15 protein-coding genes, 1 pseudogene and 2 riboswitches are annotated in these 16,060 nt (G+C 45.2%); of the genes and pseudogenes, 6 read left to right on the forward strand and 10 right to left on the reverse strand.

All coding sequences use genetic code 11. The features are described 5' to 3' along the window. Positions 1-17 precede the first annotated feature (17 nt). The 9 genes and pseudogenes from BMZ58_RS05110 to BMZ58_RS05150 all read right to left on the reverse strand — a co-directional run bounded on the left by BMZ58_RS05110 (position 18) and on the right by BMZ58_RS05150 (position 8,921). Complete coding sequence (locus BMZ58_RS05110) at positions 18-791, reverse strand: SDR family oxidoreductase (protein WP_075035474.1); 774 nt, start codon at positions 789-791, stop codon at positions 18-20. Further along, a pseudogene (locus tag BMZ58_RS05115) lies at positions 781-2,012 on the reverse strand (acyl-CoA dehydrogenase family protein). Before BMZ58_RS05115 ends, BMZ58_RS05110 begins: the two are co-directional and overlap by 11 nt. A 12-nt stretch (positions 2,013-2,024) precedes the next feature. Further along, a complete protein-coding gene (locus tag BMZ58_RS05120) occupies positions 2,025-2,447 on the reverse strand; it encodes a MaoC/PaaZ C-terminal domain-containing protein (protein WP_075035475.1) in 423 nt (140 codons plus the stop codon). Further along, positions 2,444-2,878, reverse strand: coding sequence for a MaoC family dehydratase N-terminal domain-containing protein (locus BMZ58_RS05125; protein WP_075035476.1), 435 nt, complete (start codon positions 2,876-2,878; stop codon positions 2,444-2,446). Before BMZ58_RS05125 ends, BMZ58_RS05120 begins: the two co-directional genes overlap by 4 nt. Before the next feature lie 19 nt (positions 2,879-2,897). Then, positions 2,898-3,662 carry a 3-oxoacyl-ACP reductase FabG gene (fabG, locus tag BMZ58_RS05130; protein WP_075035477.1) on the reverse strand — a complete coding sequence of 255 codons (765 nt, stop codon included), beginning with the start codon at positions 3,660-3,662 and terminating at the stop codon, positions 2,898-2,900. Between the two features lie 21 nt (positions 3,663-3,683). Next, positions 3,684-4,853 carry an acyl-CoA dehydrogenase family protein gene (locus BMZ58_RS05135; RefSeq protein ID WP_075035637.1) on the reverse strand — a complete coding sequence of 390 codons (1,170 nt, stop codon included), beginning with the start codon at positions 4,851-4,853 and terminating at the stop codon, positions 3,684-3,686. 566 nt (positions 4,854-5,419) lie between these two features. After that, positions 5,420-6,397 carry a phosphotriesterase family protein gene (locus BMZ58_RS05140; RefSeq protein WP_139207294.1) on the reverse strand — a complete coding sequence of 326 codons (978 nt, stop codon included), beginning with the start codon at positions 6,395-6,397 and terminating at the stop codon, positions 5,420-5,422. Positions 6,398-6,419: 22 nt separating this feature from the next. Beyond that, the gene (locus BMZ58_RS05145; protein WP_075035479.1) at positions 6,420-7,172 is read right to left on the reverse strand and encodes an SDR family NAD(P)-dependent oxidoreductase; all 753 of its coding nucleotides are present in this window, start codon (positions 7,170-7,172) and stop codon (positions 6,420-6,422) included. Positions 7,173-7,622: 450 nt separating this feature from the next. Next, positions 7,623-8,921: an ABC transporter substrate-binding protein gene (locus tag BMZ58_RS05150; RefSeq protein ID WP_075035480.1), complete on the reverse strand. Its 1,299-nt coding sequence runs from the start codon at positions 8,919-8,921 to the stop codon at positions 7,623-7,625. Between the two features lie 365 nt (positions 8,922-9,286). Here BMZ58_RS05150 and BMZ58_RS20990 point away from each other — a divergent pair, with 365 nt between their 5' ends. Continuing rightward, positions 9,287-9,430, forward strand: a complete 144-nt coding sequence (locus BMZ58_RS20990) for a hypothetical protein (RefSeq protein ID WP_167360027.1) — start codon at positions 9,287-9,289, stop codon at positions 9,428-9,430. 52 nt (positions 9,431-9,482) lie between these two features. Here BMZ58_RS20990 and BMZ58_RS05155 read toward each other — a convergent pair whose 3' ends face one another. Continuing rightward, positions 9,483-10,094, reverse strand: coding sequence for a LysM peptidoglycan-binding domain-containing protein (locus BMZ58_RS05155; protein WP_075035481.1), 612 nt, complete (start codon positions 10,092-10,094; stop codon positions 9,483-9,485). Between the two features lie 203 nt (positions 10,095-10,297). Here BMZ58_RS05155 and BMZ58_RS05160 point away from each other — a divergent pair, with 203 nt between their 5' ends. From BMZ58_RS05160 to BMZ58_RS05180, 5 genes are all read left to right on the forward strand, one after another. Then, positions 10,298-10,516 (forward strand): hypothetical protein, encoded by a 219-nt coding sequence (locus BMZ58_RS05160; protein WP_075035482.1) that lies wholly within the window; start codon positions 10,298-10,300, stop codon positions 10,514-10,516. Between the two features lie 407 nt (positions 10,517-10,923). Then, a riboswitch (SAM riboswitch) is annotated at positions 10,924-11,028 on the forward strand. A gap of 68 nt (positions 11,029-11,096) precedes the next feature. Next, positions 11,097-11,204: riboswitch (SAM riboswitch) on the forward strand. A gap of 72 nt (positions 11,205-11,276) precedes the next feature. Continuing rightward, a complete protein-coding gene (locus BMZ58_RS05165; protein WP_075035483.1) occupies positions 11,277-12,431 on the forward strand; it encodes a thiolase family protein in 1,155 nt (384 codons plus the stop codon). A 20-nt stretch (positions 12,432-12,451) separates the two neighbouring features. Further along, positions 12,452-14,395: an acetoacetate--CoA ligase gene (locus BMZ58_RS05170; RefSeq protein ID WP_075035484.1), complete on the forward strand. Its 1,944-nt coding sequence runs from the start codon at positions 12,452-12,454 to the stop codon at positions 14,393-14,395. Continuing rightward, positions 14,395-15,555 (forward strand): thiolase family protein, encoded by a 1,161-nt coding sequence (locus BMZ58_RS05175; RefSeq protein WP_075035485.1) that lies wholly within the window; start codon positions 14,395-14,397, stop codon positions 15,553-15,555. Before BMZ58_RS05170 ends, BMZ58_RS05175 begins: the two co-directional genes overlap by 1 nt. After that, the gene (locus tag BMZ58_RS05180) at positions 15,552-15,974 is read left to right on the forward strand and encodes a Zn-ribbon domain-containing OB-fold protein (protein ID WP_075035486.1); all 423 of its coding nucleotides are present in this window, start codon (positions 15,552-15,554) and stop codon (positions 15,972-15,974) included. The genes BMZ58_RS05175 and BMZ58_RS05180 overlap by 4 nt, the downstream gene beginning before the upstream one ends. Positions 15,975-16,060 lie beyond the last annotated feature (86 nt).

Below are 16,060 nucleotides of genomic sequence, written 5' to 3' on the forward strand. Positions count from 1 at the left end.
CCACTCCTTTCATATCCTTACATCGCATGAGTACCACCATCAACAATCACAACGTCTCCTGTAATATGGTTGGATGCAGCAGAGCTTAAGAAAATAGCCGCCCCTTTCAAGTCATCCTCACTCCCGAACTTCCGTAACGGTGTCCCTTGCAGAAAAGCGTCCTCCCCTTTATCCATCAACACTTTGGACATTTTAGTAGGGAAAAAGCCAGGGGCGATTGCATTGACATGAATGCCCCGAGGGCCCCATTTGACAGCAAGATCTTTCGTAAAGGTGAGCACAGCCCCTTTACTGGAATTGTAGCCGATCGTATCCATATATTTCGGGTCAGAGCCCTTCATGCCGGCAACGGATGAAATATTGATGATTTTACCTGAACCTTGCTCCAGCATGACTTTCCCTACCATTTGCGACATGAGGAACGTCCCTGTCACATTGACATTGAACACTTTATGCCACGCTTCGAGAGGCATCTCTTCCACAGGAGCTCCCCAAGTCGCCCCACTGTTATTGATGAGAATGTCGATACGTCCAAAATGATCGACGGTTTGGTCGACAACCTTTTGCATACTATCCGGGTTCGTCACGTCACATTCGAATGCGAGAGAATCCACTCCGAGCTGTTTCAGTTGCTCACTTACCTCCTGGCATGCCTCCACTTTTCTTGAGCAAACGACGACATTGGCGCCTGATTCAGCTAACCCTTCTGCGATTTGTTTCCCCAGTCCTCTTCCGCCACCAGTGACGAGCGCCACTTTTCCTGTCAGATCAAAAAGTTCTTTAGCGTGCATGCACTTCCCTCCGTTTCTGAGATTTGGCAAGCTCGTATTTCGCAATCGCTCGTCGATGTACCTCATCAGGTCCGTCCGCTAGTCTCAGTGTCCGGATGTTCGCCCATTTTGCTGCAAGTCCTTTGTCTGCACTGACTCCCGCAGCTCCGAACGCTTGTATCGCCCGGTCAATGACTTTCAAGGCCATATTAGGAGCTACAACTTTAATCATCGCAATCTCTGATTTCGCTTCTTTATTCCCAACCGTGTCCATCATATAAGCCGCCTTCAAAGTAAGTAAACGTGCCTGTTCGATTTCGATACGGGAATCTGCAATCCACTCACGGATGACGCCTTGATCAGCAAGCTTCTTACCGAAAGCCTCCCGTTCACTTACACGTTCACACAATTCTTCTAAGGCTCGCTCGGCAGCTCCTATCGTTCTCATACAGTGGTGGATCCTGCCTGGTCCGAGGCGTCCTTGGGCGATGGCAAACCCTTTCCCTTCCCCCCCCATATAAGGTTAGAGGCGGGCACGCGGACATCCTTGAATTCAATCTCCGCGTGTCCGTGCGGAGCATGATCGTAACCGAAAACCGGTAGCATTCGCTTGATCGTGACCCCCGGCGTGTCGAGTGGTACAAGAATCATAGATTGCTGCTCATGCCTTGGAGCATCCGGGTCTGTTTTCCCCATCACGATACTGATTTTACAACGGGGATCTCCGGCTCCGGACGACCACCATTTCGTTCCATTGATGACATATTCGTCTCCTACTTTAGTGATACTAGTCTGAACGTTTGTTGCATCCGAAGAGGCAACCTCAGGCTCTGTCATAGAAAAACAAGAACGGATATCCCCATCGAGGAGTGGCTGCAACCACTGCTCTTTTTGGGCATCAGTACCATAGCGGACGAGCACTTCCATGTTCCCTGTATCAGGTGCGGCGCAATTAAATACTTCAGGAGCCATTGTGGAACGACCCATGATTTCACAAAGAGGGGCGTATTCTGTATTGGTCAATCCAGCACCATATTCACTTTCCGGTAAAAACAGGTTCCACAAACCGGCTTCTTTCGCTTTATGCTTCAGTTCTTCAAGCACTGGCGGGATAACAGCAAAGCGATCCTGCTTATCAAGCTGTTCTTCATACAACGCCTCATTTGGATAAATATGTTCCTCCATAAATCGAGTCAATTTTCCCTCGAGATCTTTCACTTTTTGTGAGTACTCAAATTGCATTTCCTTCCCCCCTTAATATGTAGCCACTTCTGTTAAACGCTTACAAAATACGACATGGCCTTCGATGACACTCTTTCCATCTTGATTTTCAGCAAAAACGTCGAACGTAATCTCCTCTTCCCTGTTGGCATCAACGACTGCGTGTAAGCTGATGATATCATTCACGAACACCATTCCTTTGAATCGAATGGAATAGTCCTGGATGAAACCTTCTTCATAATAGGGGGTAAACAGTTTTGCTAAATTTCCCATCGTCCACATTCCATGGGCGATCACCCCCGGGAGACCCGCTTTTTTCGCCTCTTCATCGATCGTATGAATCGGATTATAATCACCAGATGCTCCTGCATATTTAATCAAATCAAGCCTTGTGACAGCAGGAAGGGTAACAGTATCAAGCGAATCTCCAGCTTGCAGTTCTCCTAGAAGTGTCATACCTGCATCTCCTTTCTTACAGCTTCCGTAATGATGACAACCTGTTCTTCAGAGAAAATCAGCTTCCCCTCCAAATCTTCTCCGTACCGCTTCACTTTGAGAAAACCCATGTCTCCGCTTTTACCGCTTCTTTCATAATAATCTTCCACCTCTGCATAACAAAGAATCTCTTCCCCGACAAGCAGCGGTCGTTCATAATGATAGTTCTGTTCCCCATGGATCAACCCTTTTTTCGGTAAATCAAGGTCCTGGATCGTTCCATAATCAAACACTCGTGGAAAAGTAGGGGGAGCAATATTCCTTGAGAATTTCACATCATCAATGAAAACAGGGTGAGGATCCCCGATTGCTTCGGCAAACTTTTTGACCGCTCCTCTTTCGACCGTATTTTTCACTTTGTCGGACTTCTTCCCAATCGCTTGTTCAAACATTAGTAAGCCTCCTATTACATCAGTTTTTTGGACCGCCAGAGACATATAGCACTTGACCATTCACAAAGGAAGACTGTTCATCCGCGAAAAATGCTACTGCATTAGCGATATCCTCAGGTTTTCCACTTCGCCTGACTGGAATTTTATCTACGCTTGCTTTGACGAGGTCTTCAAAAGAAATGCCGATACGGGAAGCTGTTTCTTTCGTCATCTCTGTTTCAATAAAACCAGGAGCAACGGCGTTTGCTGTAATCCCGAACTTTCCAAGCTCGATCGCCAATGTTTTCGTGAATCCTTGCAAGCCGGCTTTTGCAGTCGCGTAGTTCGCCTGTCCCCGGTTTCCAAGTGCAGATGTGGAGGAGATATTGATGATCCTGCCATATTTATTTTCCACCATATACTGTTGGGCCGCACGGGCAGCGTTGAAGGAACCTTTAAGGTGGACATCCATCACGGTACTCCAATCAGCATCCGTCATTTTGAATAGCATGTTGTCCCTGATGACCCCTGCATTGTTCACTAAAATATCGAGAGAACCGAATCTTTCATAGGTCTCCTTCATAGCTGCTTCCACTTGGTCGAACTCTACTACATTAGCTATTTTACAAAAAACTTCAAAACCTTCTTCCCTGAACTCCGCTTCCGCTTCTTGCAAAGCCTCTTCATTCACATCGATGATGGCGACTTTTGCTCCTTCTTCCGCAAAACGTCTTGTAATTCCTTTTCCGATTCCACGACTTCCACCTGTAACGAATGCCACTTGATTTTCAAACTTACCTGCCATGTCTATTCCTCCTTAAAATGACTAACCGATTTTCACATGTCCTTTTAATAGATTACGAGAGATGATCAGACGCTGGATTTCATCCGTACCATCGTAGATCCTCCATAGTCTTGCCTCACGGTACCACCGTTCGATCGGTAATTCTCTGGTATACCCCATGCCCCCGTGGATTTGAAGCACACGGTCGATGACATTATTGCCCATATTCGCTCCATACAACTTCGCCATGGAAGCGTAATGACGGTTATCTTCCCCTTGATCCAGCGTAAAGGCTGCATTCAATACAAGCCACTTGGCCGCTTCAATTTCAACAGCTGAATCTGCGATTTGCCACTGGATCGCCTGGCGCGTCGCAATCGGTTTTCCGAATGTTTCTCGCTCATTGGCATAATCGATGGCCATATTGAGGAGACGCTCCGCTGCTCCCACTGCACGGGCACCGACGATCCAACGGGCAAACCCGATCCACTCGAGTCCAAGATCATACCCATGGTCGATTTCCCCTAAAATATTCTCTTCAGGAACCCGTACATTTTCAAAAATGAGAGCCGCTGGTCCCCACTCCCCCATCGTGTGGATATATTCGGATCCCCATCCCATATCACGGTCTACGATAAAGCAAGTAACGCCCTTTCTTCCATTTGAAGACTTATGAAGTTCTTTGTCCGTAATCGCAATAGCCATAACGAAATCAGCTTCATTTCCACCCGTTATGAAGGTCTTCTCCCCGTTCAACACCCACTCATTTCCGTCTTTCACAGCGGTCATACGAAGGTTCCGTGTATCTGATCCCGCTCCAGGTTCTGTCATCGCAAAGCAGGATTTTTTCTCCCCATTGATGGTCGGCAGCAAGTATTTCTCTTTTTGTTCCTCATTGCCATAGTACAAAATATTATCTGCTGAACCTCCGAATTTGAACGGAACGAACGTGCGAGCCACTTCCATTTGCACGATCGCGAGCATCATCTGCCCTAGATCTGCTCCACCATATTCTTCAGGAGTATTGATCCCCCAGAAACCAGCTTCTTTGGCTTTTTGCTGCAATTCTTCCATCTTACCTTCCGGGAGACTCGGTTTACCTTCTCTTTCATTTCTTAATACATCATTCTCAAGTGGAATCAATTCTTTCTCCACGAATTTTCGTATCGTTTTTCTAACCATTTCCTGTTCATCGGTCAAACGTAAATGCATACGATCATCCCCAATTCTTATTTTTTCGCGCAGGCTCATCCTGATCCCACATACCTACCAGTTGGTATGTTTATTTTTTATATTATTGTAAATTTTCTAAAAATACAACACCTATTGGAAAATTATCGATAATTGATAGAGAAATTAGCAGAGTGATCCGTCGATTTTTCTATGGTCACATCATGTGTAACTTATTATTTCTGAGGGTGGATTTTTTGGTTTGGAAAGAATATAGAGTGTGGCGGCAAGATTCAAGCCTTAGTTGGACGAATTATTTCTCTTCCTGGACAGATCCAGTCATTTTCTGGCTTATTTATTTCTTTAGTGGACAGAATATTTCTATTTTCGGCAGAAATTCATTCTTGAAATAGTAGATTTAAAACTGGGGATTTGGATGAGAGAAAGAGAGGATGAATGAAGCCTAGAATAACACCATATCACTTGGAGAAAGTTCCCGAAAGCAGAAGTATGGCCGCATCCATAACCAGATAACAAAAGCCGGAAGCAGTTGGAATTCCATTCATGAACCCAACTGCTTCATTTATAGGATCTTCATGAGTATGCGGCTAAGAAAAGAGTATGCCTGCATTTTTCTCAAGCATTTGCGAAATCTTTTTTTCTGGCACACCACGTTCCTTTAGTTCAGGGAGAATCCGCCGGAAAATATGGTCAGGTGTCCAATGCTGGATCATTGGCTGCAAGGCTTCAGGAATGACCGGATCCCTGCCCCACCAGACATTCACTGTATCATGAGATAAGAATACCTTGTTATCAAACCCTTGTCCCAGCAGCCCCATGAGTACTGTCATTCTTGCTTCATCGGACGGTGTACCGACCATGCCTTGTAAACCGAAACGGTCCATTGCAATATAAACCCCTTCGTTCAGAGTTTTTAAATGTTGCGTGATATCTGTTGTGCCACACATATGACCAATGACAACTTTTGATGGATCCGCTCCCTGTTCAACTAGAAAGGAGGCTTGTTCCGGGCCCATCGTACCTTCCTGGGTATGTGTCAATAAAACAATGCCTGTTTCCTTTTGAGCTCTTACGGCTGCTCGAAAGAACATCCTTTCATATTCTGTTATCTCATCTTTGCTTGAAGCAAGTTTTATAATACCAGGTTTAACACCTGTACCTTCAATGCCATTCGTGATTTCTTCCATGAACAATTCATAGATTTCCTCTTCCGCACTTCCAAGCTGTTGACGGAATTTGAAGTAAGGCGTAGCCCCTTCTCCTTCATAGTAATAGCCCGTGGCACAAATAATGTTCAGCCCTGTTTCTTCAGAGACTGCCTTTAAAAGTTTCACATCCCTCCCACATTCGTTCGGGGTCGGGTCGACGACTGTTTCTACTCCCTGCGCCTGCATTAACCGGGCAACTTCCACTCCTTGTCGTTTTTTCATCTCAAAGTCAGACGTACCGAGTGTCATATCTCCTTGGAAACCTGGATAACCAAAATAAAAATGCTCATGGATCAATGTCTTTCCCAGTTTCATTGCATCTAAAGGCCCTCTCACCGTTTCAACTGCAGCCATAATATTCCCCTCCAAAATTTTATGCTTAAAACGTCAAACCCCCGCCATCTACCATCAGAGTTTCTCCCGTAATGAAGGATGCTTGATCCGACGCCAGAAATAGAACCGCTTCTGCGACTTCGTGGGGTTGGCCAAGCCTTCCAAGGGCGTTCGCTTGAGAAATGATTTTCCACTTTCGTTCGTCCTCCCGCCACGTATCGACAATCGGGGTATCAATCACACCTGGTGCCACAGCATTCACTCTGATTCCATAACGGCCGTATTCAAGAGCGGCGTTTTTCGTCAGCGTGACAACCCCACCCTTCGACGCATTATAAGGACCTGATCGCTTCTTCCCTTTAAAACCGAGTACACTTGATGTATTAATAATTGCTCCTTTTTCTTGATTCATCATGGTCGGGACCGCATGCTTAATCCCATAAAAGACGCCCTTTAAATTGGTGTCCACAACTCTATCCCACTCTTCTTCCGACAATTCATGAAGCTTCTTCTCCTGACCTCCGACCCCTGCATTGTTGAATAACACATCAAGAGATCCCTGTTCGTTTACTATAAAAGCAATGGATTCCTTCACACTTCTTTCATCAGTGGTATCCACTTCCAGAAACTCAGCTTTGCCTCTCCTTTCCTTTATTTCATCACGAACCGCTTCACCTTTTTCCCGATTTTTATCACAAACTAGAACAAAAGCTCCTTCTTCTGCCACCCGGAGAGCTGTGGCTTGTCCAATCCCGCTCGCTCCTCCGGTAATCAGCACATTTTTTCCCTGAAACTTCAAAGGAACCACCCCTTCCCTTCATAATACTGACCGGTTGGTATCTCAATTGAAAAAATATATCTTATCTTTACCTCACTATATACCTATATGTCAGAAAATTCAATTATTAATAGCTAGCAGGGTTTACTGAAATTTTCAGTGGATATTATTTAGAATGGGGATTCTACCGTTTAAGGGTACGAGATGGTTGAGAAACGGACTTTATCATCATGAAAATGGAGAGTATGTGGGCAGCTAAATGGGAGTTGGTGATGCCAGAAATTTAGTTAATTAATGATAATGGTTTTTTATGGTTTTACTCTGGTTCTACTATTTCAGAAAAATGGGTATCCCATAGATGCCTCCAAGTGATTTGATTTATTAAGAAAAAACCCGAATAAAGACCTATTATTATTACATGGCCTTTATTCGGATAGGAATCCTGTTCGTTTATCTGTTATATATCACAAGTTATTGACGGGCTTCTTCCCAAGCAGATGATGCTCGCTCTTCTACCTCTTCCCACGTAATATCACCTGCTATATATTCCTGCATAGCAGAAGCCATTTCCTCTTCTGTCCAAGAAGTAGGTGCTCCTAGGAATATCCATCCAATCGTATTTCCCTCGCTGGCATAATTATAAATTTCCTGAGAAATAGGATCATCTATTTTCATATCTTCATATCCTTCATAAGCTGGGATGAACTTGAATTGCTCGGTAACAAACTTCTTCCCTTTCTCAGAGGTATACATCCAATCCAGGAAATCCTTACTTGCCTGGACTACCTCATCTTCCGACTCTTTATTGACAACCCAGTAGTTCGGCACACCGACAGGAACACTTCCCTCATAACCTTCTACAGGAATTGGCAGAATCCCTACGTTATTTTCCGCGAATTCAGGGTCCATCTGCTCTATCGTGTTATATACCCAGTTCCCTTGTTGAATCATCGCTACATTTCCTAGTGAAAAATGCTCTTCCACTTGTTGAGAGTAGTCTAAACTCAAAGTTGGTTGGACGGAATACTCATTTTGCAAATCTAAAAAGCGTTTCATTTGATCACCCATGGTAAATTCCACTGTATCCGCTTCATATGCTTCCATTACATCATGGTTGAATTCGTCCGCTAAAAAGGTGTTCGCCAAATGGCTCCCTATTACCCATTTTTCTTTCGCTGCCAGGGCAAATGGTGCTTCTATTCCCAACTCCTCTTTTTGACTTTCTAACGTTTCGACAGCTCCTTCCAAATCTTCATAGGTTTGGATGTCATCAGGATTAATACCAGCCTCTTCAAACACTTTCTTATTATAAAGAAGTCCATATCCCTCCTGGTTAAATGGCAACCCAAGAACTTTATCCTCTCTTTGAACGGCAGAAAGCGTACCTTCCAGTGCTGCACCAGCTGCCTTCGTATCGGAAACGTCTGCTAAATACTCTTCATATTCCTCAATGGCTGTGGGACCGTCGGCATTGAATATATCTGGTTCTTCATCTGCAGAAAAGGTAGATTTTAATGCTGCTTCGTAATCATTTCCGCCGCCTACGGTTTGAACGTTTATATTCACACCAGGATTTTCTTCTTCATAGATACTGACTAATTCTTCAAATTGGTCTTTAAACTCCACTTTTTGTTGAAAAACATCAACGGTTACCTTGTCTTCAGAAGAACTCTCATCACTGGCCCCCGATGAAAATGAACATCCCGTTAAAGCGATAACGGATGTTAACAAAACAGTACCAACACTTGAACGAAACTTTATCCCCTTCATATAACTCTCTCCCCCTACAATGTACTTGAAAAAAAGAAGTGCATGAGCTAAACATTCGACTTACTCGATTTTCCCGCTTTTTATTTTGAAACTTGCGGATCACCGTATGTAATCGATTTCAAAATACCCCAGCACCTCCCCTCTTTTTTAGAAAACAACCTACTTCCCCAGCGCAAGGAAAACGTTTGCACTAACAAAAAACTATTATAATAGCTGAAAATTGTCAATGCTCTTTCAGAAAGTTAAATGATCTCTCTATCACTTTGAACCCCCCAGTCACTACCTTCTCTTCAAGCCTAGAGCTGGATGGAAGACAGTGAGCAAAGAATTATGAATGGAAACATTTACATGTAGGTTCGATAGGAGTGGCCGAACAAAACAATGTGGCTACTGTAGCTAGTAGTTGTCTAGTAAATCAATACACTGTATGGATTGTTTATCATGCAATAGTCATCTCGCTACGTGTCGGGTGTCAGGCACCAAAAAAAGACGTAACACCAAAGGGATAAACCTTTGGTATTACGTCATCTTCCAGTTCATTCAGCGGGAACAAGGACCCAATCACTTCATATAATCGGTAGTTTCACCAGTGTGAGGATTTACTAGATACCATCCTACAGTTGCCGTATGATTGTCCACTACATTATAAGCGTGAATCAAATACTTATTGTCAACGACATTGTCGTATTCCACTTTCACATTATCTTCAATATCATAGTTTTCTCTTACAAGATTTTCAGCTTTATCTTTACTTATATGCTCTTCTGCAGCACCAGTTTCTCTCACTTTTACTTTGTCACCAGGTTGTAAATCATAAGGGTCAATGTCTGGGTTCAACTCATAAAGCTCATCGAGAGTCACATTTGCATGAAGGTTGGCAATACTGGATAACGTAGAACCAGGGGTTACGGTGTGATAGATTTCTCTCGAGCTATCTTGTTCAGCCTTTACTCGGAGTTCTGAACCTATTTCCAATTGGAACGGATCCACATTCGGGTTCATTTCGTACAATTCATCTACCGTGACTCCTTCGTACAGTTGGGATATGCTCCAAAGCGTGTCGTCCGGCTTAACTTCCACGGTATTATCAGATTCCGCGGATACACTGCTGCCTACTCCAAAACTAATCCCTAAAGCTATAAGAGGGGTTAGATATTTAGTGGATTTTTTCATCTTATCTCCTCCTTTTATATAGCTTCTACTATTTATGTCCCCGTAACATCCTGTCATTTAAACGTAAAATTTCAGATAAATTGTAACTCTGCTGAAAAATTAAGAAACTAAAATACTTTTTCCTATTTATGGTATGATAATTCTGTTTAAGACTTTAGGATCATGACAATTATACCGATATAAAAAATGAAAGGAGGTACTTTATGAGCGCAGACGAACGCACTACAAGAGTTATTTTCGAGAAGCCAGAAAGCAACGGACTTGCGACCGCATCCTTAGTGTTAGGTATTATCGGTGTTATATTCGGCATCATTCCCGGGATTGGTATTCTGTTTGGTTTTTTATTTTGGGTTTTAGCAATCATCTTCGGAGCAGTCGGTGCGATCAAGCCCGTAAAAAAGGATCGGCTATTGCTGGATTAATCATGGGTATCGTGATGCTTGTCTACCAGATTGGATTCATTACCCTTTTAGGCATCGGTGCTTCCAATGGAACATACTGACTACATAACCAAAGAACTCGAGGGTAGGAGCACAATTATTCCCACCCTTGAGTTCTCTTTATGTTATAAAAAATGAATATCCTACTGCCATAAATACGAATGAATAAGAGAATCGCTCTTCATTCGATAACTATCGCTTCTTCAGCTTCCCTCCAAATCTTTCTGTTTTATCTAAAGTAGTAGATTGCTACTGCGACCAATTATAATGACTGACCCCCACCAAAAAAGAAGCTCTTAATAAAATAAATTTTCTCACTTTTCTATAAAATATATTGACACAGTCCCTTTCCCTTGCTAACATGACACTTAATTAAACAACGAAAAATATTCTTATCCAGAGAGGTGGAGGGACTGGCCCTGTGAAACCCGGCAACCGCTATATTCCTAGCATGGTGCCAAATCCTACTGAGTCAAAGCTCAGGAAGATAAGAGAATCCTAGATCTCTTATCCTCTCTATTTCACCGATAGAGAGGTTTTATATTTTCCAATTGAATAATCATTCTTATCCAGAGAGGCAGAGGGACTGGCCCGTTGACGCCCGGCAACCATCAAGCATCCGCTTGATAAGGTGCTAATTCCTGCAGGAGATGCTCCTGAAAGATAAGAAGAGCTGATAGCCCTCTTCTTGTTTTTTAGTGAAGAGGGCTATTTTTATTTGAAAAAAGGAGTTGTCACATATATGAAAGCCGTTCTTTTAGATGGTATCCGTACCCCCTTCGGAAAATGGAAAGGGGCGTTGAAAAAACTATCCGCAACAGAGCTTGGAGCAAATGCGCTGAGTGCACTTTTAGAGAAGAACCCGGTTGCAAAACAGGCAGATGGCGTGCTGCTTGCCCAAGTGATCCAGGCTGGAGGAGGACAGAACCCTGCCAGACAAGTCGCTCATAAGGCAGGTGTCGACATCGGTACACCCGCCATCACACTGAACAATGTTTGTTTAGGCGGAATCGCTACGATTGCGGACGCCTCCCGAAGACTGCAGTTGAACGAAGGAGAATTATATATCGTCGGTGGATTTGACTCGATGACGAATGCACCTCATACCGCTCCTGTCCGTGTTTCTTCTGGCCTCGGGCATGCACAGCTGACCGATACTTTAGTGAATGACGGTTTATGGTGCGCGTTAAGTGATGTCTCGATGGGAGCTCTTACCGATGAGAAAAACCGCTACTTCGAAATCGGACGTGCGGAACAGGATGAGTATGCAGCTCTTTCCCAACAACGTGCAGCTAATGCCCAGGAAGAGGGATGGCTGCAACCAGAAATCGCTCCAATTGCAGGTTTATTGGAAGAAGATGAAGGCATCCGCAAAGGGACGACAGCGGAAAAGTTAGCCAATCTCTCTCCCGCTTTTTCAAACGAAGGCACGATTACAGCAGGTAATGCGTCACAAATGACGGACGGGGCGAGCATTGGGATCGTCACAACCAAAGAGAAAGCGGAAGCCCTCGGCCAGGAGCCGCTGGCAGAAGTCATCGATTGGTCAGAAATTGCCGGACCAGATACGAGCTTACAAACAAAACCATCGCAAGCTATTAAAAAACTATTAGATAAACACGGTTTGACTACAGAGGATATCGATCTGTTTGAAATCAATGAAGCATTTGCAAGTGTCGTCATCGCCAGCTGTCAGGAGCTTGGCATCGATTATGATCGTGTCAATGTCAATGGCGGCGCCATCGCTCTAGGTCACCCATTAGGTGGCACAGGATTCCGGCTGGTATTGACCCTTGCCCACGAACTGAAACGGCGCGGTGGAGGAAAAGGCATCGCTTCCCTTTGCGGTGGTGGTGGACAGGGAATGGCCATTTTGATTGAAGTTCCTCATGCGTAAATCGAAAGGAGACAAATCCAATGGGTACATCGACAACAGCTCAGCGTTCCCCTTTTCTATGGGAGCCAACGAGTGAAAGAATAAACCAATCACACATCAAAGCTTTTGCTGATTATACCGGCCAGGCCCTCTTTCCTTATGAACGATTACACCGCTGGTCTGTTTCCCACCTCGCTGACTTCTGGTCAGCCATCTGGGATTATGCAGGGATTATCGGAGAAAAGGGGAAGCGTATTTTTGTCCCTTCATCTTCCATGCCAGATAGCGAATGGTTCCCTGAAGCACGACTGAATTTCGCGGAAAATTTATTGCGCGGTTCTCTTGATCGGATTGTGGCCTATGAAGCAGATGAGACGGGCGTCCGCCGGAAGATCACGCTGGAAGAGCTAAGAGAATCGGTAGTGAAAGCCCAGGAAGGGTTAAGAAGACTCGGTGTCCAAAAAGGCGATTGTGTTGCCGGGGTGACAACAAACGATATCGAGGGGCTGGTCGCCTTGCTTGCGACCACATCTCTTGGAGCGACATGGACGTCCTGTTCCCCTGACTTCGGCACAAAAGGAATCGTCGATCGAATCGGTCAGGTGAAACCGAAAGTATTGATCGCTACTCTTTCCTATCAATATAAGCAAAAGCCTTTCCATATCGAGGACAAAATCAAGCAAACGACGGAAAACCTTGAAGGACTATCCGCACTGGTTACGCTCGGAGGGGAGGCATCGATCGATGGGGTTGCATCTCTATCCTGGAACGATCTTTGCGACAATGAAGCAAAAGAGCCGACATTCCAACCTGTGCCTTTTGATCACCCATTATATATTTTATATACATCTGGAACGACGGGGCTGCCGAAAGCGATCGTCCATTCTGTCGGCGGAACCCTGCTTCAACATGTGAAAGAGCACCAGCTGCATTGCGATGTACAAAAAAATGATGTGTTGTTCTGGTACACCAATACGGCCTGGATGATGTATCCATGGCTCGTTTCCGGTTTAGCAAGTGGAGCAGCCATCCTGTTGTATGACGGATCTCCCGTAAAGCAGGATTCCCTCACCCATTTGTGGGACATTGCTGACGAAGTCGGAGTTACCCATTTCGGCACCAGTCCTAAATATTTAGATACATTGATGAAAGCAGGTGTCGAGCTGGAAAGCAGTCATTCGCTTGATTCATTGAAAAGTCTGTTATCGTGCGGCGCTCCATTAGCACCAGAGCAGTACGATTGGATTTTTCAAACGATCAAACAGGATCTGTTCCTTGCTTCCATTTCTGGAGGTACAGAAATCATCGGCTGCTTCGTGATGGGAGCTCCCGTCCTTCCGCTGAAGCGAGGCGAAATCGCATGCAAAGCGTTGGGAATGGCGGTTGATGTACTGGATGATCGAGGGGCCTCTGTCTATGAGGAAAAAGGCGATCTTGTGTGTACACAACCATTCCCCAGCATACCGATCACCTTTTTCGGCGAAGGTGGAGAGGAACGCTACCGGAAGAGCTATTTTTCCAAACGGCCAGGGATATGGACACATGGGGATTTAGCAGAACAAACCATCGACCAATCGTTCATCATTTATGGGCGTGCCGATACGACATTGAATCCAGGTGGTGTCCGGATCGGTACGGCAGAAATCTACCGTGTCGTCGAGCACATCAAAGAGGTAAAAGATTCCGTTGTATTCGGATTACCGAAAGATCATGACGAAGAAATCGTCCTTTGTGTAGTCACGGAACAACTTACGGAAGACTTGGCAAAAGAAATACGCCAGCAAATCAAGGCTAAAGCTTCTCCACGCCACGTACCGAAGCGGATTTATCAAGTAGAGGAGATCCCTCATACCATCAATGGAAAAAAAGTCGAAGGGGCAGCTAAAACGGCCGCTTTAGGAAATGAAGTGAAAAATGAAGCATCGTTAAGTAATCCATCCAGTTTACGATCATTCCGTAAGCTTTTAGAAAAGGAGTTCGTATAATGGCAAGCCAAACACAGGGGGCGATCATCGGAATCGGTGAGCTGAAACCCGTTCGTTATTCTACAGGAAAAACAACATTAAGCTTGATTGCAGAATCCGTCCGCCTCGCCATTCAGGATGCAGGCATCTCTAAAGAAGACGTCGATGGCCTCCTCGTCGGGCCACAGGTAGGGGAAACGCCGCAGCATGTGCCGGCGACGGTTTCTGAATACTTAGGAATCGATCCCAACATGTCCAATACGGTGGACCTCGGCGGCGCTACCGGACCTGGGATGATCTGGAGAGCAGCTGCAGCCATCCAGGCAGGCATGTGCGAAACCGTCGTATGTGTCTTAGCCAACAAAAATGAAAAAGGGGAAACATTGCGATCACCGAACCGCAATCCGATCCGCGAATTTGATGTGCCTTTCGGAGCGTCAGGGGCCAATACTTCTTATGCTCTATTGAAAAGACAGCACATGGAAGAGTACGGATCCACCCAGGAAGATTTTGCAAGGATCGCCTATTGGGCGAGGAAAAATGCCCAGTTGAACCCTGATGCGATTTTTCACGGCAAGCCAGTCGAAGTCGAAGATATACTCGCCTCTCCGATGATTGCCGATCCGCTTCATCTGCTGGAAATCGTGATGCCTGTCGCTGGTGGAGCAGCAGTCATAGTGACCTCTCCGGAAAAAGCAGAGAAAGCGAAGCATAAACCGGTCTACCTGAAAGGAGCAGGTGAAAAAATCACCCACCGGGCTGTGAGCCAGGCACCAAACTTAGAGGGCTTGCCATTCAATTACTCAATCCCGAGAGCGCTCGACCAGGCAAGAACAAACATTGAAGACATCGATCTTCTCTCTTTGTATGACTGTTATACAAGTGTCGTTGCCACCACCCTTGAGAGTGCTGGTCTATGTAAACCTGGTGAGTTCGGAGATTTTGTCAAAAACCATACTTTCGGCCATGACGGAGATTACCCATTAAACACGCATGGCGGCCAGTTGGGCTTTGGTCAAGCTGATTTAGCTGGCGGGATGTCCCATGTCGTGGAAGCCGTCCATCAGTTGAGAGGCGAAGCTGGAAACCGGCAAATTCCAGATGCAAGAAATGCGCTTGTAACAGGGAACGGTGCCACGTTAAGTGAAACGACTGCCCTTGTGTTAGGAGGAGAACGATGAGCGAATTACAAAATATTTCTTTGCCAGGTCCTACGATCACACCGGTCAGTGAACCTTTTTGGGAAGGCATCAAAGCAGGCCGTCTCAGCCTCCAGCAATGTGACAAATGTGAGCAATGGATCTTCTACCCTCGTGAGCACTGTCCTCACTGTTTCCATCATTCATTGACATGGAAACAAGCATCAGGCCGCGGAAGGTTGAAAACATGGAGCGTGATCCACCGGGCCGGACACCCTGCATGGCAGGAGCATACCCCATATGTTGTGGGCGTCGTCACTCTTGAAGAAGGGCCTTCTCTTTTGACTCATTTATTGATCGAGGAAGCCGCCTTAACGTATAACATGGAAGTCGAGATGGCTATCAGTGAGATAGGCCCACATCCATTGCCATTCTTCAAAAAACAGGAGGAAATGAAATGATACTTACTTACTTCATAGCTGTCGCTTTATTCTGGCTGCTCGGATTATTTATATGGAAGAACTTTTACACCACGAAGAAAGGAGAA

The sequence above is a fragment of the Halobacillus dabanensis genome, assembly GCF_900114165.1.
Classification (GTDB): Bacteria; Bacillota; Bacilli; order Bacillales; family Halobacillaceae; genus Halobacillus; species Halobacillus dabanensis.